The organism is Zeimonas arvi (assembly GCF_008039575.1).
Classification (GTDB): domain Bacteria; phylum Pseudomonadota; class Gammaproteobacteria; order Burkholderiales; family Burkholderiaceae_E; genus Zeimonas; species Zeimonas arvi.
This window is the reverse complement of record NZ_VDUY01000001.1, coordinates 579,684-596,878: the sequence shown is the minus strand read 5'-3', so window position 1 is coordinate 596,878 and position 17,195 is coordinate 579,684. Positions and strand designations below refer to the sequence as shown.

Below are 17,195 nucleotides of genomic sequence, written 5' to 3'. Positions count from 1 at the left end.
GTTTGCCGCATTGCGGATCGATACGGCCCGCGGTCGGTGAGCGGTTATCATCGGCGGCGCGGGCCTCTAGCTCATGCCTGGTTAGAGCAGCGGACTCATAATCCGTTGGTGCTGGGTTCGACTCCCAGGGGGCCCACCAGATTGCGGGGCGGGGTGGGGATGCCAAGTGCGCCCCACTCGGCAAACGCCTACGTCGATCGACCCTCGGAGAGAACCCTCGGAGAGAATCATGATCGTCGAGGAGCGTCTGCGCGAACTCGATTTGTACGGTTCGGTATCGAGCGGCGGATTCGACTGGCGCGGCCTACTCCTTCTGCTCCCGCCGCTTTCTCATCGCCGCAACGCTCCTGGAGAGCGCCGGCGACATGGCGATCTCGCCCTTGCTGACGTAGGCCTCGTGGTTGCGCTCGACGGCCTGCAGCTCGTACACGTAGCTGACCATGAAGCCCAGCGCCTGCTTGAGCCCCTTGCTGCTGGTGTCGGCCGCCCAATGGACGCGGTCGAGCCGGGCGCCGTTGCCCAGGTGGAAGCGCGACACCGGGTCCAGCGACTTGGCCGTGCCGTCCTTCGCGTCGAAGAGATAGGTGAGCAGCGCGTTGTTCAGCGCCGGTTTGGCGGCTTCCAGCAGGCGGTCCGAGAGCTCGACGTCGCTGCGCGTGAGGGGCTCCAGCCTGTCGCGATCGCCGGGTGTCAGCAGGGCGCCGTCGCGGCTGGCAGCCTCCTTCGCCAGCCAGCGGGTGAAACCGGGCACGGGCGACAGGGTCGCGAAGGTCTGCAGCCCCGCGAACTCGCGTGACAGTTCCTCGACGACCTGCTTGATCAGGAAGTTGCCGAAGGAGACGCCGCGCAGCCCCATGTGGCAATTCGAGATCGAATAGAACACTGCGGTATCGGCCTTGCTCGGGTCTATCGGCTTGCGTTTCTCTGCGAGCAGCGGCGCGATGGCGCTCGGGATGCCCTCGGTCAGCGCGACCTCGACGAACACGAGAGGGTCGTTGCCCAGCGCGGGGTGGAAGAAGCCGAAGCACTGGCGATCGGATGGGTCGATGCGCCGGCGCAGGTCGTCCCAGCTGGAGATCTCGTGCACTGCTTCGTAGCGGATGATCCGTTCGAGAATCTCGGCCGGCGTCGACCAGTCGATCCGATGCATGCGCAGGAAACCGCGGTTGAACCACGACGACAGCAGATGCACGAAGTCGGCGTCGAGCGGCGCCAGATCGGGCTCCGCCTTCAGGTTGCGCAGCACGTCTTCGCGCATGCTCACCAGCGTGGCGGTGCCGCCCGGCGCCTGGTTCATCCGGCGGATCAGCTCCTGGCGGCGCGACTCGGCTGCCTGGTGCAGCGCCAATGCGGTCGCGCCTGATGGCTTCTTCATCCAGGCCGCGACACTGCGCTCGAGCGCCTTCTGGTCGGGCCCGAACTCGCGCGCCAGCTCCAGCAGGAAGGCCAGCTTGTCGGCGTCGCTGGCCTCGAGGTACTCGTCGAGCAGTTGCCGGGCGAGCGCCACGCCCGAGGCTTCGCCGCGGATGGAAAGCAGGCCGGCGGCCATTTCGGCCAGCCGGACTGGCGCATCGACCTTGTTGCGGCCCTTCAGCGCGCGCACGAAGCGCGCGAAGATCTCGGGCCCGTAGGCGACGGTTTCGGCCAGCCGGCCGACGGCGCCGTTGGCCTTAAGGCTGCCCGGCATCGTCGTCCGCCAGCGGGATGGGGCCGGGCAGGTCGTGGTCGAGGAACTGTGCCGCCCGCGTGCGCTCGCGCGTGACCTTCAGTTCGAACACGTCGAAGCGGTTGTAGTACCCGACGACGTCGTGGAACTGCTTGGGCTCCACGCAGGCGGCCAGGTCGAGTTCGCCGGTCAGGATGCCTTCCTCGGCCTGAAGCATGTCGCCCACCTGTGCGCCGGTCGGGTCGACCAGCATCGATGCGGCGCGCGGCGTCTCGTCGAGTACGTCGGCGACGCTCGCATCGCGGTCGACCAGGAAATCGCGCATCGCCCGGTCCATGAAGCCGGCGCACACGATGGTGAAGGCCTTCGCCTCGAACGAGTGCGCCGCGGCGCGCGTGCGGTTCGCCGCAACGTTGTCGTAGTTGCCGCCCGCGCGAGGCACCCTGGTCGGCCAGATCGGCGGCCAGGTCGAGATGTGGATCTGCTCGGCCTGGGCCATCAGCGCGTAGCGGGCCAGCGGATTGGTGTTCTCGCCGCAGATCAGCGCGCCGATGTTCCCGATCCGGGTGTCGGACACCCGCAGCCCGGCGCCGTCTCCGGGCGCCCAGACCAGTTTCTCGAAGAAGGTCGGCACCAGCTTGCGGTGGTGGTTCAGCAGTCGACCCTGATCGTCGATCAGCAGGTTCGAGTTCCAGATGCACCCGGCGCTGACCGGGCTCTTCTCGCTGATGCCCAGGGACACGAACACGCCGCGCCGGCGCGCCTCGGCGGCGATCATCCGGATCTCGGGGCCAGGCACCTCGATGCTGTTGGCCACCATCCGCGCGAAGAGGTCGTGGTTGTGAAGCGGCGCCCACAGCGCGGCCCAGACCGGGAAAGCCGGTACGTAGGACTCGGGAAACACCACCAGTTCGGCGCCCTGACGCGCCGCCTCGGCGATCAGGCTGACCGCCTTCTCGGCGGTGGCGCGCTTGTCGAGGAAGACAGGCGCCGCGTGCGCCGCGGCGACCTTTACCTTCGGGAGATGGCTCATGTTCTCGTGCCCGTCGTGCTGAATGAGTTGAATAAGGGTACGAGTCTTGCTACAAGCGAGGCAACGGCGAAAATTGCACGCTTGTGTGCATTACCGCAGAGGCGTGTGGAGGCAGGATGACGACGAAGAAGATCGCTGTCGAGAACATGAACTGGGACGACCTGCGGATCTTCATGGCTGTCTTGCGGGTCGGGAACATCTCGCTGGCGGCCCGGCAACTGAAGCTGGATCACTCCACGGTGAGTCGCCACATCTCGCGACTCGAGCTGTGCCTGGGTGGCGCATTGTTCAAGCGGCGCCGCACCGGTTTGACGCCGACGGAGCTTGCCGAGAGCATCCTGCCCCACGTCGAGGCCGTGGAAGGGGGAGTTGTCCAGCTGCGCGAGAAGATCTGCGGGAGCGCGGACCAGCCTTCGGGCCCCGTGCGCATCGCGATGATGGAAGGCATCGGCTCGCTCTACATGGCAAGGCGTCTTGCGTCTATTGCGGTGCAGCATCCGGATCTGCGGATCGAGCTCGTGACCTCGGCGCAGCAGGTCAACGTGAGCCGGCGGGAGGCCGATGTCTTCATCAGCTTCTTCGAGCCCAGCGGGCGCGGCATGAGTTTTCACCGTGTCGGCAGCTTTGCGCTGAGCCTGTATGGTTCGCAGGCCTACTTCCGCGAGCACGGCCGGCCCGAGACGGTCGCCGAACTGGCGCGGCACTGGTTCACCGGCTACCTGGAGGACATGATCCAGGTAGACGCGGTGCGCTGGCTGGAAGAGGTCATCGCGGAGCCCAGGATGCGATTCCGTTCGAACAGCATGATCGCCCAGATGACCGCGGCTGCCGCCGGGCTCGGTCTCGTGCTGTTGCCGCGCTTCTCGGTGGAGAACGAGCCCGCCTTGCAGCCGGTGCTCGAACGGGAGATCCGGGTGACGCGTGGCCTCTGGCTGAGTGTGCACCAGGATCTTCAGTACTCGAGCCGGGTGAAAGCGGTGCTGCGATACCTGGAGGCCCGGCTGCGTGAGGATCAGCCCTACCTGAACGGGGTCGGGGAGCAGGGCAGGCCCGGCGTGCGCTGCACGGGTACCGGCGAAACTGCAGGAATCGTGCAAGCAAGCGTGCAGATTTGAGGCTTTCTCGCGCCGGAAGCCTCAAGTAGATTGAATCGCATCGACCGGGAGGGGCATTGCGAGGATGCGGATGATTTGCTGCAAACCGATGACAGGGACGGCCCGCCATGCCTGAGTACCTGATTCCGCTGGCGATCAACGGTCTGGTCTGGGGGATGATCATCGCGCTGATCGCGCTCGGCTTGTCGATCATTTTCGGCTTGCTCGACATCATCAACATCGCGCACGGCGACTTCTTCATGATCGGAACGGTGCTTGCGTGGACCACCCTGCAGTTCACGGGCAACTACTGGCTCGGCTTCCTCCTCGTTCCGATCGCGGCCTTCGTTCTCGGCGTGATCATGGAGCGGCTGGTGATCCGGCCGATCAAGAGCGCCGCGGCGCTGTCGATCGTCGCCACGTTCGGACTCTCCCTGATCCTGCAAGAGGGCGTGCGCGCCACCTTCGGCGCTACGCCGCGTCGCATCCTGCCGCCGATCGAGGGGACGATCCCGATGTTCGGGATCGAGTACGAGGTCTACCGGCTGTTCGCGGCGCTGGTGTCGATGATCGTGCTGGCGGGCTTCTTCGTCTTCCTCAAGCGCACCAAGACCGGCACCTGGATGCGGGCGGTGCGCCACGACCGGGACACCGCGATCGCGATGGGCATCCCGGCGCAGCGGGTGTACATGCTGACCTTCGCGATCGGCACCGCGCTGGCAGCCCTGGGCGGATTGGTGGCGGCGCCGATCACGACCGTCGACTTTCGCGCCGGGGTCGACATCCTGCCGGTCTGCTTCATGGCAGTGATCATCGGCGGATTGGGCAACCTTCCCGGCACCGTGGCGGCCGCGATCCTGCTGGCCTTCCTGGAAGGGGTGATCGCGAGCTTCGCGGATCCGACCGTCGCGCGAATCACTTCGCTGGTCCTGATGAGCGCCGTGTTGATGTACCGGCCGCAGGGGATCTTCAAGGGGGCGGCACGATGAGCTGGTCCGTTCTCGAGAAGGTGCTGCTGGCGATCTTCGCCGCCTTCCTGCTCGCCGTGCCCTACCTGATCCCGGTGATTGCCGACGCTTTCTGGGTCAGCATCATCACCGAGATCCTGATCTGGTCGCTGCTTGCGGCCAGCGTGAACTTCCTGTTCGGCTACGTGGGGTTGTTGTCCTTCGGCCAGGCGCTGTATTTCGGGATGGGCATGTACGGGGTGGCGATCGGGGTGGCCAAGCTGGGCCTTTCGTTCTGGCCGGCCTTCGGGCTCGGCGTGCTGCTGTCGGTGGCCATGGCCGCGATCACTGGCGTGTTCGCGGTCCGGCTCACCTGGCACTACTTCGCCATCATCACGGTCGTGTTCTCGCTGATCTTCTACTTCCTCGCGATGACGCTCAAGCCGCTGACCGGCGGGGACGACGGGACAGTGTTCAGTCTGCCGCCGACCTTCACCTGGGGCGAAGAGGAGTACGGGCTGGCCGATCCGACCTTCCAGTACTTCTTCATTCTCGTCTGCGTGGCGCTCTGCTTCTACCTGAAGTACCGGGTGCTGGCCAGCCCGTTCGGCCGCGGCCTGATGGCGATCCGCGAGAACGACACGCGCGCGGCGCTGATCGGCCTGAACGTGTATCGGCTGCGCCTGCTGGCCTTCATCGTGGCCGGCTTCTTCGCTGGCGTGGCCGGCGCCTTGTTCGCGCTGTTCGGCCGCTATGCGTCGGCCTCGTACATGTTCTATCACGTGTCCGGCGAGGCAGTCGTGTGGGCCATCGTCGGTGGCGCCGGCACGCTGTTCGGCCCGATCGTCGGCACCAGTCTGCTCATCATCGTGCGCGAGGAGCTGTCGTCGATCTGGGAGCACTATTTGTTGCTCGTCGGCGCGGTTGCGATCCTCGTGGTCATCTATGCGCCCAAGGGCGTGGTCGGCCTCTGGAACGGATGGGTCACCGGCCTGGCGTCGCGGGGCAAGACGAAGGTGGAGGAGGAGTGATGGCCCAATCTGCTCGCAAGACCGTGGGCGTCGTGATGTTCGACGATGTCGAGGTGCTCGACTTCGCCGGACCATACGAGGTGCTGAAGGGGGCCCGGCTCGACGAGAAGACGCGCTGGGAGATGGATAGTCCGTTCGATGTCCGGCTGGTCGCGCAGGCCGACGTGGTGCGCTGCCATGGCGGCATGAAGGTGGTGATGGATCACAGCCTCGACGACTGCCCGCCGCTGGACTGGTTGGTTGTTCCCGGCGGTTGGGGAACGCGCCGGGAGGCGGGCAACGCAGCCCTGGTCGGCTGGATCCGGGAACGCAGCCGGCAAGCCGCGCTGACCGCCTCCGTGTGCACCGGCGCCCGGCTTCTTGCGGCGGCCGGCGTCCTCGATGGCCGGCGAGCCACGACCCACTGGAACTCGCTGGGCTGGCTGGCCGAGAACTATCCGAAGGTGCGGGTCGAGCGGCACATGCATGTCGTGGACGACGGTGATCTGGTCACCTCCGCTGGCATCTCCGCCGGGATCGAGCTGGCGCTGTCGCTGGTGGAGCGCGAGTGCGGCCAGGCGGTCACCCGGAGCCTGGCGCGCTACATGGAGTATCCGTACCCGCACGACAACCGCCGGCGCGTCGAGATCGAGGGCTGAGGCAAGCATGTCGAACATCCTGTCGGTGCGAGGCTTGACGAAGCGGTTCGGTGGCCTGACCGCGGTGGATGACGTGGAGGTCGACTTCGACTCCGGGCGCCTGCACGCCATCATCGGCCCGAACGGCGCGGGCAAGACCACCTTCTTCAACCTGATCTCCGGCTTCCTTCGGCCGGATGAGGGGAGGGTGGAGTTCGACGGCCACGACATCACCGGCCTGAAGACTCACCAGATCAGCAAGCTCGGGATGGCGCGCACGCTCCAGATCAAGAGCGTGTTCAACCAGCTGAGCGTCCGGGAGAACGTCTGGATCGCCGCACAGGCGCGGCTGCCCTGGCTGCATCCGTTCCGGCCCGTCAGTCGCTTCAAGGCGACCGACGAGAAGGTCGATCGGCTGCTCGAGGAGGTCGGCCTGACGCGGCTTGCCGAGCGACAGGCCGGCACGCTTTCCTACGGGGACATGGCGCTGCTCGAGCTGGGCATCGCGCTGGCCGCCGAGCCGCGCCTGTTGCTGCTCGACGAGCCCATCTGCGGCATGAGCCCCCAGGAAACCGCACACACGGTCGGGAAGATCGTCGAGCTGTCGAAGTCGATCGACGTCATCCTGATCGAGCACGACATGGAGGTCGTCTTCGACATCGCCGAAGACATCGTCGTGATGGCCCAGGGTGGCGTGCTGGCCCGCGGCACCGCGAAGGAGATCGCCACCGACGAGCGGGTGAAGGAGGCCTACCTGGGCATCGACGAGGACGAACTCGCGGGGGACCTGCATGCTTGAATTGGTGGACGTCCACGCCAGCTACGGAAAGGTCCGGGTGCTGCGCGGGGTCAACCTGAAGGTCGAGGCGGGTGAATCGGTTGCGCTGCTCGGTCGCAACGGCGTCGGCAAGACCACGACGCTGCGAACGATCATGGGGCTGCTGCCCGCGTCGGGCGGTCGCATCGAGTTCAACGGCCAGGACCTTCGCACCGTTGCGGCGCACCGGATTGCCGGCAGGGGAATCGGCTACGTGCCGCAGGGCCGGGGAATCTTCCCGATGCTGACGGTCTTCGAGAACCTCTGCATCGGCCTCAAGGGCAAGCCGCCCGAAGACAGGCTGAAGTATGTGTTCGAGCGATTCCCGCGGCTGCGCGAGCGCGTCGACCAGGCCGGCGGCACGCTTTCCGGCGGCGAGCAGCAGATGCTGGCGATCGCGCGCTGCCTGGTGCTCGAGCCCCGGTTGCTGATCCTTGACGAGCCGACCGAGGGGATCATGCCGAAGCTGGTCAACGAGATTCGCCACGAGATCCAGCGCGCGAACCAGGCCGGCATGTCGGTGCTGCTGGTGGAGCAGAACGTGAAGACCGCGCTGAAACTCTGCACACGGGCCTTCATCATGGAGAAAGGGGTCGTCGTCTACGACGGCACGACCGCGCAGCTGCGGGCCGAGCCAGAGCTGATCCACCGCTATCTTGGGCTTGCCTTGTAGGCGGGCGTTCCTTGTCGTCACGCAACCTGAACCGGGAGTAATCGCCATGTCCGACCGAAAAGTCACCCGACGCAGTTTCCTGAGCGCAGCCCTCGCGGGAGGTGCAGCGGCGGGCACCGCCAACCTCTACATCATGAAGGACGCCTTCGCGCAGCCGAGCGGGCCGATCAAGATCGGTCACCACGTGGAGCTGACAGGCGGCTTTGCCTCGTGGGGGTATTGGCATGACAAGGCCGGCCGAAAGGCGGTCGACTTGATCAACCAGGCAGGGGGCATCGCGGGCCGCAAGATCGAGCTGATCACCGAAGATACCGAGTCGAACCCGGCGAGCGGCGCGCGCAAGCTGCGATCGCTGATCCAGCGCTCGGGGGCCGAGTTCATCGTCGGCTCGGTGCACTCGGGCGTGATGCTCGCGTCGATTCCGATCGCAAGCGAGCTGAAGACCATCTATTTCTCGCAAGGCGAGGCCACCGAGGCCACTGGTTCGAAGGGCACCCGCTACAGCTTCCGCACCGGCACGGACACCTACGGCCTGGCCGCAGCCGGCGTGCCCTGGGCCTTCGAGAACCTCGGCAAGAACTGGACGATGATCTTCCCGGACTATGCGTGGGGACACAGCCACCATCAGGAGGCCAAGGCGCTGATCGAGAAGCTGGGCGGCAAGGTGAACCCCCCGATCGCGGTGCCGCTCGATGCGAAAGACCTGGTGCCCTACCTGTCGCGCATTCCGCAGGAGACCGAAGTCCTGTTCTCGGTGTTCTTCGGTTCGCTGTCGGTGGCGTTCTACACGCAGGCGAAGGCGATGGGCCTGGAGAAGACGATGCGGATGTATTCGGTTTCGGGGACCATCGAGGCGATCGCGCCCGACGACATACAGGGCGCAGCCGAGGGCGTCTACATCGTCGAGAACTTCCCGAGGATGCTCGCGCACAAGAACGACGAGTTCCACAAGGAGCACAACAAGATCATGGAGATCGACGACGTGCATGCGCGCGAGTTCACGAGCAAGCGCGTCATGGCCAAGAGCCACGCCTGGCAGTCGTGGGAGAACATGTTCGCGTTGAAGCAGGCGATCGAGGCCTCGGGGTGGAAGACCAGGAAGGACACCCCGGGAGTCGTCCAGGCGCTCGAGGGCATGCAGATGAAGAACTCGCTGGGCTACCCGCAGGGCGACAAGCTGCTGCGAGCCCAGGACCACAGCGGCATCATCGACTGCTACATCAGCCGGGTCGAGAACGGCAAGCTCGAGGTGAAGAAGCGGGTGACCAAGGAGGAGTTGGTCAAGGAACTGCCGCCCCGGTTCGACTTCACCAAGGAGAAGCTCTGAGAGACGCCTGGCCGGCCAAGGCCTTCGAGCCCCCGCGGGTCTGAACGGTGAAGCTCGTTCGCGCGGCCCGCCTCGTCGAGGCTCGGGCCGCGCGGACCGAAGGAGCTTCCATGCCAGCGCCACATCTGCAGGTGAATCCTGCGCCGTCGGGGATCTTGCGATCGACGAAGAGGGTTCCCGGCGCGTCCCATTCGAGGCCCGGTCGGCCGCATCGCTCGCCCTGGATCTGCCACGCGCGCAGGCGGCTCTTGTTCCCGCTCATCGCGGCCTGGATGAGCCGGTCGAGCTTGGCCTGGCTCAGGGTGTCCGGAACCTGCAGGGTTCGCCAGACCGGCGGTTCGATGTGGAGCAACCCGTTACGCGGTCTGTACGCATGCTCCAGGAAGCCTTTCCGAGGGGCTTGTCAAGCGGTGCTCGCATGATGCCGAGTCATGGCGCTACGAACCTCGGGCGCCACTGTCGACCAAGCTGACCCGGGCAGGATTCGCCGGGCCATCACCCGTTCTCGCGGGCCACCCTGACCAGCTGCTTGCCGAAGTTCTTCCCCGTCAGCAGGCCCTTGAAGGCCGCAGGCGCGTTGCGCAGGCCGTCCGCGATCGACTCCCGGTAGCGGATCTTCCCCTCGCGGATCCAGCGCGCCAGCTCCTCGAAGGCGCCCGGCCAGTGCGCCATGTGTTCGCTGATGATGAAACCGGTCATGGTCGCGCGCTGGCGGACGAACTCGAATGCGGGAACGCCGATGCCCGATGTCGGGCCGTCGTACTGGCTGATCGCGCCGCAAAGAACGACCCTGGCGTGGGCATTCAAGCGACGCAGCACCATGTCCATCAGCGGGCCGCCGACATTCTCGAACAGGACGTCCACATAGCCGGGGGTCAGCGCCGAGAACCGCTCCTCGATGCCCGCAGCGCGGTAGTCGAGGCAGGCGTCGAAACCGAGCTCCTGTACGGCGTGGTCGCATTTCGCGGGACCGCCGGCGATGCCGATCACCCGGCAGCCCCGCAGCTTGGCGATCTGCCCGACGACGCTGCCGACGGCGCCGGTCGCCGCGCTGACCACCACGGTTTCGCCGGGCTTCGGCTTGCCCAGCTCGAGCAGGCCATAGTGCGCGGTCGCCCCTGGCATTCCCAGGATGCCCACCGCGGTGGTGATCGGGGCGAGGGACGGGTCGATCACGCGCAGCGCCGCCGGATCGGCCACGATGTACTCCTGCCAGCCGAAACGGCCGCTGACATGGGTGCCTTCAGGAAGCGCGGGATTCCGGCTCTGGACCACCTGGCCCACCCCGAACCCCGGCATCAGGTCGCCGGGGTTCAGGTGAGGCACATAGGATCGCACCGGATCCATCATCGGGCGGATGAACGGGTCCAGCGACAGGTACAGGTGCCGGATCAGGACCTGGCCGTCCGCCGGCGCCGGCCGTGGCGCCTCGACGACCTGGAAGTCGGCGTCGTCGAGTTCCCCAGCGGGGTGGCGGGCCATGCGGATCTGCAAGTTGACTGGATTCACTGAGGGCTTCCTTCGATCGGTTCCGGTGGGCCGGGTCAGAGACCCAGCAGCTTCTCTGCGTTCCGGACCATGTAGGTCTCGAGGACGTCTTCGGGAAGGCCCAGTTCCAGCGTGCGCCTGACCGCGGTCCCGATGCTGCAGAAGGCGTAGGCCGAGGCGTAGATCATCCGCTCCGGCATCGCCCGGATCGCCTCGACGTACGCGTGGCCCCCGGGCGCGAACACGTAGACGTCGGGCGACAGGTGCACGTTCATGACGCCGGTCGCCTCGCTCTTGTAGGCCAGTGCGATGGCCTCGTTGACATAGGGCCAGGCGGCGTGACCGAGCACCACCGGCATCTTCGGAAAGGCGCGCGCGACGCGCTCGAATCGCACCGGGTCGGTATAGGTATTGTCCGGACCCGACAGTGGCCCGGACATGAACAGCAGCGGGACGCCGAGCTCCGATACCTTCTGGTAGATCGGCATCAGCGACTCGTCGTCGGCATACAGGGGCTTGCGGGCGAATCCTGGCTCGATGCATACGCCACGCATGTCCAGGGCCTTCATCGCGTGCTCGAGGCCGGCGAGGATCTCGCCGACCGGCTGGTCGAGATTCACGCCGGCAACCGCGACCATCCTGCCGTCCAGCTTGCCGACGATCTGGTGCATGTAGGCGTCCTCGATGTGCACGGGGACCGCGCGATTCGGCGAGTGCCGGCCGTTCATCACGCCCAGCCGAACGCCGGCTTCATCCATCTCCCTCACCAGCACGCGAAGCGCCTCATCGTCGGCCCCGTCCCGGCCGCTCGTGCTCGTGGTGTAAGACGCGGGAGCCCCTGCGTCGCCCCACATCCGGCACAGCCGGTCGACGACGGTCGGGGTGAAGAAGTCGCGGTACGGGCCGGTGGGAGGACGGAGTCGGAAGTCGATGATCCGGCCCTTCAGGGCCTCGAAGCTGGGATTCATTCGTGATCGCCTTGATTCGTTGGCATGCATGGATTCGGGGTCGCCTGCGCGCTGCGTGGTCACTCGGCCTTGATGCCCGAGTCGACCACCATGTCGCGCCACTTGAGCGCCTCCCGTTCGAGGAACTTCCTGAAGGCTGCCGGGCTGTCGCTCTTCTCGGGAATGGTGAGGAGCGTCCTGGCCGACGCCTGATGAAGCGGGCTGTCGACTGCCTTGACCGCGGCGGCGAAGATCTTGCGCAGGATCGGCTCCGGGGTGCCGGCGGGGGCAAACAGGCCGTTCCAGCTGTCGGCGACGTAGCGCTCGTCCTTGAACGATTCGGCAAGCGTCGGCACGTCAGGCCACTGGGGATGGCGCTGTGCCGAGGTGATCGCGATGGGTCGGACCGTGCCGGCGGCAATCTGGTTCGCCGCCACGCTGGTGACCGGAAACGCGAAATGGATGTCTCCGCGGGCGAGCATCGGCGCGAGATCGGCGGTCAGCGTCCGCAGGGGGACATGGGCGACATCGAGGCCGTTCCGGCTCACGATCGCCGAGGCGAGCAGATGCGAGGCGGCCCCCATGCCGCCCGAGCCGTAGGCGAGCGCACCAGGCCTGGATCGGGCAAGCGCCACCAGGTCATCGACGCTGCGCACGGGCGAATCCTTGGCGACCACCAACACGCTCGGCAGCCAGTTCACGAGGGTGATCGGCGCCATGTCCTTGAGCGGATCGATCTTCGATGTCGGGCGCAGGAACTGGTGGATGAAGTTCGCGTTGGTGCCGGCAAAGAGCGTGTAACCGTCCGGCTCCGCACGGGCGGCGATCTCGTAGCCGATCTGACTGCCCGCGCCGGTTCGGTTCTCGACGACGACCGGGCCGCCGATTGCCTCCGCGAAAGCCGTCGCGAACTGCCTCGTCTGGACGTCGATGCCGCTCCCAGCGCCCCAGGGAACGATGAGCTTGATGGGGCGGGTCGGATAGTCGGCAGCGCGCGCCGGAGACAAGGCCAGCGAAACAGCGGCCAGGGTCCCCATGGCGAGCATTGCGCGAAGAAGTCTTCTGGTCACGGTCATCGTCTCCTGCGGGTGATCGATCTGACGTCTGGGTACTCGGTGCGAATCTCTGTCGAGGATGCTCATTCGCTCCATGCGCGTCAAATGACTAATTGACCGCACTTCCCATACCATTCGTGTCATGTCATGTCACCAGATTCGCGAACGATGAAGAACCTGACTCTTTCGAGCCTGCGCACTTTCTGCGCCGTGGCAGAGGCGGCGAGCTTCACGGCGGCCGCCAGCCGCGTCTTCCGGACGCAACCCTCGCTTTCCAGGCAGGTGGCTCAACTCGAGCGCGAACTCGGCGTGAGGCTGTTCGACCGACAGGGGCGATCACTGGCCTTGACGCCGGCCGGCGAGGACCTGTACCGGCGGGCATCACGGGTGGTGGGCGACGCGGCCGATCTGCAGACCCGTGCCAGGGCGTTTGCCGACGGGGATCGGCGCGCGCTGCGGGTTGGCGCGAATCCCTTGCTGTACGACCGAACGATGCCGGACCTGCTGTCGGCGTACGGCAGGCGTCGTCGGGATGTCGTCGTCAGCCTCACCGCGGCGAGCGCCCCGGTGCTGCAGGAGCAGATCGAAGCGAGAAAGCTGGACGTCGCCTTCACGCGCTTCGTGTCGAATGACGCCATCGCCGCGAAGCGGCTGTTTCCGATGCACCTGATCGCCGTCGTCAGCGAGACGCACCGGTACGCGGGGCGGCGAAAGGTCGAGGTCGAAGACCTCGAAGAGGAGCCGCTGCTGCTGCTGCCGAGGGAAGTGGGCAGCCGGACCCTTCTCGACCAGGCGTGCCGCGACAGCGGCATTCTCTTGCGCAACATACGGCTCGAGTGCGGCGTCTACAACGGGCTCATCAGCCTGGCCACGGCCGGACACGGTGTCGCGGTCGTCTTGTCCATGGTCGACGTCGTCGATCCTCGGGCACGCATCATCCCGATCGAGCATCGCGGACAGCGCCTCGGCGCCTGGGCTGCAGTCATATGGAACCGGCAGTGCGCCCTGGAACAGGCTGCCGGAGCCTTCATCGACCTGGCTCGCCGCCGACTCGCGGCAGATTTCCCGGGCAAGCGATTCGATCTGCCGCCGCTGGCGGAGCCGGATGGAATCGGCTGATCCTGCGCGCCCGGCGCTCCCGAGTCGGCTGGATTGTCCGCGGCCGGGCAGGGTCGCTCAATACGACTTCGGCAAACCCAGCGCCCGCTCCGCGATGTAGCACAGAACCAGGTGCGGCGTGATCGGCGCAAGGCGGTGGATCATGCATTCGCGCAGGTAGCGCTCCACGTGGTACTCCTTGGCGTAGCCCATGCCGCCGTGCGTCATCACGGCGTTGGTGCAGGCGTTGAACGCCGCTTCGCCCGCCAGGAACTTGGCGGCGTTTGCCATGGCGCCGCAGTCTTCGCCGCGGTCGTAGAGCTGCGCCGCGCGGAAGGCCATCAGGTTGGCCGCCTCGAGCTCGGCCCAGTTCTGGGCGAGCGGGTGCTGGATCGCCTGGTTCATGCCGATCGGGCGACCGAACACCACCCGCTGCTTCGCATAGTCCGACGCCCGGCGCAGGGCGGCGCGCCCAAGCCCCACCAGACCCGCCGAGATCAGGATCCTTTCCGGGTTGATCCCGTGCAACAGGTAGCGAAAGCCCTTGCCCTCTTCACCGATCCGGTTCTCCACGGGTATCTCCAGGCCGTCGATGAACAGCTGGTTCGAGTCCACGCACTTGCGGCCCATCTTCTCGATTTCGCGGATCTCGACCTTCGAGCGGTCGAGGTCGGTGAAGAACAGGCTGAGCCCGTCGATCGGCTTGCCGGAGTCCGCGATGTCCGACGTGCGTGCGATCAGCAGGATCTTGTTGGCCACCTGGGCGGTGGAGATCCAGGTCTTCTGGCCGTGGACGACGTAGCGGTCGCCCTTGCGCACGGCGCGGGTCCGCAGGCGGGTCGTGTCCAGCCCGGCGTCGGGCTCGGTGACGCCGAAGCAGGCGATGTCCTCGCGCCTGACGATCGGCGGCAGCATGCGCGCCTTCTGCTCGGCGCTGCCGAACTTCACCACCGGATTCAGCCCGAAGATCCCGATGCTGACGGACGAAACGCCCCCGTTTCCGGCGCCCGACTCGGAGATCGCCTGCATCAGCAGCGCTGCCTCGGTGATGCCCAGCCCCGAGCCGCCGTACTCGACCGGCATGGCAATGCCCATGTAACCGCTGTCGGCAAGCACCCGGCAGAAATCCTCGGGGAAGCGCCCGTCCCGGTCGCGCTCGAGCCAGTATTCGTCGCCGAAGCGATCGCAGATACGCCTGACACTTTCAGTGATCTGGCGTTGCTCGGGGGTGAAGTCGATGCTCACGTGGCAGCTCTCGGTTGCGAATATACGAAAGAGTTTCGTAAAATCGTTCAAGACGATCATGGCCGCCAGGTCAGGGTCCTGTCAATGAATCGCGGGCCGCCGCGCGGCCCCGGGGGAGCGAGGGAAACGGCAATGAAGCTGCCCCTGCAGGGCATCAAGGTGGTGGACCTCTCCAACGTGCTGATGGCGCCCCATGCCACGCAGATCCTGGGCGACCTGGGGGCCGACGTGATCAAGGTGGAGGCGCCCGAGGGCGATCCGCTGCGTGGCATCGGGCCGTTTCGCAACCCGGGGATGGGCGCGATCTTCCTGCATGCCAACCGGAGCAAGCGCAGCATCGTCCTCGACCTGAAGCAGCCGGCGGGGCGCGAGGCGCTGATGCGCCTGCTGCCCGATGCCGACCTGATGGTCTACAACCTCCGGCCGCGTGTGATGCAGCGCCTGGGTCTTTCCTACGACGAAGTGGCCGCGGCCAATCCGCGCATCGTCTACGCCGGCCTGTTCGGTTACGGCCAGGCGGGGCCGTACGCGGACCGGCCAGCCTACGACGACCTGATCCAGGGGGCGGCGGCGATCCCCTGGCTGTCGCACATCGCCAGCGGCGAGCCGCCTCGCTACGTGCCCACGGCCATCGTGGACCGCGGGGTGGCGCTGTCCGCGGTGGGTCTGATCAACGCCGCGCTCCTGCACCAGGTTCGCACGGGCGAGGGCCAGCGTCTCGACATCCCGATGTTCGAGACCATGGCCGCCTTCGTGCTGGGCGATCACATGGCGGGGGAGACCTTCGATCCGCCGCTGGGTCCGCCCGGCTACCCGCGCATGCTCACGCCCGACAGGCGCCCCTACCGAACCCGGGACGGCTACCTGTGCATCCTCGTCTATTCGGACAGGCAGTGGCGTTCCTTCTTCAGGCTGCTCGGACGCGAGGACGAGTTCGAGCGCGATCCGCGCTTCGCGGACATGACCACCCGCACCCGGAACATCGAGGCCATCTATGGCGAACTGGCGGCCGTGATCGCCGAACGCTCCACGGCCGAGTGGCTGGCACTGCTGGAGGACGCCGACATCCCGGCAATGCCTCTTCACAGCCTCGAGTCGCTGCTCGACGATCCGCACCTCGCGGCGGTCGGCTTCTTCGCGACGGCCGATCACCCGAGCGAAGGTCGCCTTCGGCAGATGGCGGTGCCCAGCACCTGGTCGAAGACTCAGCCCTGCGCGACCCGGCCTGCCCCGCGGCTCGGCGAGCACAGCGTGGCGGTGCTGCGCGAGCACGGTTACGCCGAGCACGAGATCCGCGCTCTCCTGGCGGCCGGCGTCACCCGGGCGCCGGCGGGTCCCCGGTGAGCCGCGTGGGTCGAGAGCCCGGCGCCGATTCACCCTCCGGCGGGCCGCAGTCGGTGGGTCGCGTGATCGCGGTCCTGGAGATGCTCGCGACGCAGCGCGAGGGCGCCACGCTCACCGAGCTTGCTGCCTTCGCGGGAGCCCCCAGGACCAGCCTGGTGGGCCTGCTGAACGCGCTGGTGCGCGAGCGATGCCTCCGGCGGGAGGCGCACGGCTGCTACGTCCTGGGCGATCGGATCCACGAGTTCGTGGCCCTGGCCGCCGGCGGGCAGGCGTTCGCCGAGCTGGCGCAGCCGGTATTGAGGGACCTGGTCTCGGCCACTGGCGAAACCGCGGTGCTCGGCGCAATCGCCGACGACGCCGATCTGGTCGTCTACCTCGACAGGGTCGAGAGCGACAACCCGGTGCGCTACACGGTGAAGGTCGGCGAGCGGCGCGAGCCTCACTGCACGGCCACGGGCAAGGTGCTGCTGGCCTTCGGCGATCCCGCCTTCGCCAGGCGCATCCTGGCGAAGCGCAGCCTGAAGCGCTTCACCCCGACCACGATCACCTCGCCGTCGGGACTCCGGGTCGAGCTCGCGCAGATCCGGCGCGCAGGCCTTGCGCGCACGAACGCCGAGCGGGTGGCAGGGGCCAGCGGCATCGCGGCGCCGGTCTTCGGTCCGGACAAGCGCGCCGTTGCAGCACTGCTGGTGGCGGGTCCGTCGGAAAGGGTGGCCGCAAACGGCGGATTGATCGAGCGCGAACTCGCTGCGGCCTCGCGAAAGCTGAGTCGGATGCTCGGCGGGAGCACCCGGCCCGACCCGCGTTGACGAG

17 protein-coding genes and 1 tRNA gene are annotated in these 17,195 nt (G+C 66.9%); 11 read left to right on the top strand and 7 right to left on the bottom strand.

The window, feature by feature from the left end; genetic code table 11:
- Positions 1–60 precede the first annotated feature (60 nt).
- Positions 61–139 (top strand) — tRNA-Ile (locus FHP08_RS02785).
- A gap of 165 nt (positions 140–304) precedes the next feature.
- Here FHP08_RS02785 and FHP08_RS02780 read toward each other — a convergent pair.
- Both FHP08_RS02780 and FHP08_RS02775 read right to left on the bottom strand, forming a co-directional pair.
- Positions 305–1,687 (bottom strand): malonyl-CoA decarboxylase, encoded by a 1,383-nt coding sequence (locus FHP08_RS02780; RefSeq protein ID WP_147702763.1) that lies wholly within the window; start codon positions 1,685–1,687, stop codon positions 305–307.
- Complete coding sequence (locus FHP08_RS02775) at positions 1,671–2,699, bottom strand: carbon-nitrogen hydrolase family protein (RefSeq protein WP_147702762.1); 1,029 nt, start codon at positions 2,697–2,699, stop codon at positions 1,671–1,673. The genes FHP08_RS02780 and FHP08_RS02775 overlap by 17 nt, the downstream gene beginning before the upstream one ends.
- Before the next feature lie 116 nt (positions 2,700–2,815).
- Here FHP08_RS02775 and FHP08_RS02770 point away from each other — a divergent pair, with 116 nt between their 5' ends.
- The 7 genes from FHP08_RS02770 (at position 2,816) to FHP08_RS02740 (ending at position 9,205) form a co-directional block, all read left to right on the top strand.
- Entirely contained in the window at positions 2,816–3,814 is a 999-nt protein-coding gene (locus FHP08_RS02770) for a LysR family transcriptional regulator (RefSeq protein WP_147702761.1), read from the top strand.
- A gap of 107 nt (positions 3,815–3,921) precedes the next feature.
- Positions 3,922–4,782 carry a branched-chain amino acid ABC transporter permease gene (locus FHP08_RS02765; protein WP_147702760.1) on the top strand — a complete coding sequence of 287 codons (861 nt, stop codon included), beginning with the start codon at positions 3,922–3,924 and terminating at the stop codon, positions 4,780–4,782.
- Complete coding sequence (locus FHP08_RS02760; protein WP_147702759.1) at positions 4,779–5,771, top strand: branched-chain amino acid ABC transporter permease; 993 nt, start codon at positions 4,779–4,781, stop codon at positions 5,769–5,771. The genes FHP08_RS02765 and FHP08_RS02760 overlap by 4 nt, the downstream gene beginning before the upstream one ends.
- Entirely contained in the window at positions 5,771–6,409 is a 639-nt protein-coding gene (locus FHP08_RS02755; RefSeq protein ID WP_147702758.1) for a DJ-1/PfpI family protein, read from the top strand. The genes FHP08_RS02760 and FHP08_RS02755 overlap by 1 nt, the downstream gene beginning before the upstream one ends.
- Positions 6,410–6,416: 7 nt before the next feature.
- On the top strand, positions 6,417–7,187 hold the full coding sequence (locus FHP08_RS02750; protein WP_147702757.1) for an ABC transporter ATP-binding protein: 771 nt from the start codon (positions 6,417–6,419) through the stop codon (positions 7,185–7,187).
- Complete coding sequence (locus tag FHP08_RS02745; protein ID WP_147702756.1) at positions 7,180–7,878, top strand: ABC transporter ATP-binding protein; 699 nt, start codon at positions 7,180–7,182, stop codon at positions 7,876–7,878. The genes FHP08_RS02750 and FHP08_RS02745 overlap by 8 nt, the downstream gene beginning before the upstream one ends.
- 46 nt (positions 7,879–7,924) lie before the next feature.
- The gene (locus FHP08_RS02740) at positions 7,925–9,205 is read left to right on the top strand and encodes an ABC transporter substrate-binding protein (protein WP_147702755.1); all 1,281 of its coding nucleotides are present in this window, start codon (positions 7,925–7,927) and stop codon (positions 9,203–9,205) included.
- Here the strand turns inward: FHP08_RS02740 and FHP08_RS02735 are convergent.
- From FHP08_RS02735 to FHP08_RS02720, 4 genes are all read right to left on the bottom strand, one after another.
- Positions 9,186–9,557, bottom strand: coding sequence for a plasmid pRiA4b ORF-3 family protein (locus FHP08_RS02735; protein ID WP_225879006.1), 372 nt, complete (start codon positions 9,555–9,557; stop codon positions 9,186–9,188). The genes FHP08_RS02740 and FHP08_RS02735 overlap by 20 nt on opposite strands.
- Positions 9,558–9,700: 143 nt before the next feature.
- Positions 9,701–10,714, bottom strand: coding sequence for an NADP-dependent oxidoreductase (locus tag FHP08_RS02730; protein ID WP_225879005.1), 1,014 nt, complete (start codon positions 10,712–10,714; stop codon positions 9,701–9,703).
- 35 nt (positions 10,715–10,749) lie between these two features.
- Positions 10,750–11,661, bottom strand: coding sequence for an amidohydrolase family protein (locus FHP08_RS02725; protein WP_147702754.1), 912 nt, complete (start codon positions 11,659–11,661; stop codon positions 10,750–10,752).
- 59 nt (positions 11,662–11,720) lie between these two features.
- Positions 11,721–12,782, bottom strand: coding sequence for a Bug family tripartite tricarboxylate transporter substrate binding protein (locus FHP08_RS02720; RefSeq protein ID WP_187272142.1), 1,062 nt, complete (start codon positions 12,780–12,782; stop codon positions 11,721–11,723).
- A gap of 81 nt (positions 12,783–12,863) precedes the next feature.
- Here FHP08_RS02720 and FHP08_RS02715 point away from each other — a divergent pair, with 81 nt between their 5' ends.
- Positions 12,864–13,814, top strand: coding sequence for a LysR family transcriptional regulator (locus tag FHP08_RS02715; protein WP_187272141.1), 951 nt, complete (start codon positions 12,864–12,866; stop codon positions 13,812–13,814).
- 57 nt (positions 13,815–13,871) lie between these two features.
- Here FHP08_RS02715 and FHP08_RS02710 read toward each other — a convergent pair whose 3' ends face one another.
- The gene (locus FHP08_RS02710) at positions 13,872–15,038 is read right to left on the bottom strand and encodes an acyl-CoA dehydrogenase family protein (protein ID WP_147702751.1); all 1,167 of its coding nucleotides are present in this window, start codon (positions 15,036–15,038) and stop codon (positions 13,872–13,874) included.
- Positions 15,039–15,170: 132 nt separating this feature from the next.
- Between FHP08_RS02710 and FHP08_RS02705 the strand changes: the two genes are divergently transcribed.
- Both FHP08_RS02705 and FHP08_RS02700 read left to right on the top strand, forming a co-directional pair.
- Complete coding sequence (locus FHP08_RS02705; protein WP_147702750.1) at positions 15,171–16,382, top strand: CaiB/BaiF CoA transferase family protein; 1,212 nt, start codon at positions 15,171–15,173, stop codon at positions 16,380–16,382.
- Between the two features lie 62 nt (positions 16,383–16,444).
- A complete protein-coding gene (locus tag FHP08_RS02700; RefSeq protein ID WP_147702749.1) occupies positions 16,445–17,191 on the top strand; it encodes an IclR family transcriptional regulator in 747 nt (248 codons plus the stop codon).
- Positions 17,192–17,195: the final 4 nt, after the last annotated feature.

Excerpts from the sequence above, each read along its gene's own strand:
- FHP08_RS02765 (WP_147702760.1), top strand. The coding sequence starts at position 3,922 with ATGCCTGAGTACCTGATTCCGCTGGCGATCAACGGTCTGGTCTGGGGG.
- FHP08_RS02760 (WP_147702759.1), top strand. The coding sequence starts at position 4,779 with ATGAGCTGGTCCGTTCTCGAGAAGGTGCTGCTGGCGATCTTCGCCGCC.
- FHP08_RS02755 (WP_147702758.1), top strand. The coding sequence starts at position 5,771 with ATGGCCCAATCTGCTCGCAAGACCGTGGGCGTCGTGATGTTCGACGAT.
- FHP08_RS02780 (WP_147702763.1), bottom strand. The coding sequence starts at position 1,687 with ATGCCGGGCAGCCTTAAGGCCAACGGCGCCGTCGGCCGGCTGGCCGAA.
- FHP08_RS02740 (WP_147702755.1), top strand. The coding sequence starts at position 7,925 with ATGTCCGACCGAAAAGTCACCCGACGCAGTTTCCTGAGCGCAGCCCTC.
- FHP08_RS02750 (WP_147702757.1), top strand. The coding sequence starts at position 6,417 with ATGTCGAACATCCTGTCGGTGCGAGGCTTGACGAAGCGGTTCGGTGGC.
- FHP08_RS02705 (WP_147702750.1), top strand. The coding sequence starts at position 15,171 with ATGAAGCTGCCCCTGCAGGGCATCAAGGTGGTGGACCTCTCCAACGTG.
- FHP08_RS02715 (WP_187272141.1), top strand. The coding sequence starts at position 12,864 with ATGAAGAACCTGACTCTTTCGAGCCTGCGCACTTTCTGCGCCGTGGCA.
- FHP08_RS02770 (WP_147702761.1), top strand. The coding sequence starts at position 2,816 with ATGACGACGAAGAAGATCGCTGTCGAGAACATGAACTGGGACGACCTG.
- FHP08_RS02745 (WP_147702756.1), top strand. The coding sequence starts at position 7,180 with ATGCTTGAATTGGTGGACGTCCACGCCAGCTACGGAAAGGTCCGGGTG.
- FHP08_RS02775 (WP_147702762.1), bottom strand. The coding sequence starts at position 2,699 with ATGAGCCATCTCCCGAAGGTAAAGGTCGCCGCGGCGCACGCGGCGCCT.
- FHP08_RS02720 (WP_187272142.1), bottom strand. The coding sequence starts at position 12,782 with ATGAGCATCCTCGACAGAGATTCGCACCGAGTACCCAGACGTCAGATC.
- FHP08_RS02725 (WP_147702754.1), bottom strand. The coding sequence starts at position 11,661 with ATGAATCCCAGCTTCGAGGCCCTGAAGGGCCGGATCATCGACTTCCGA.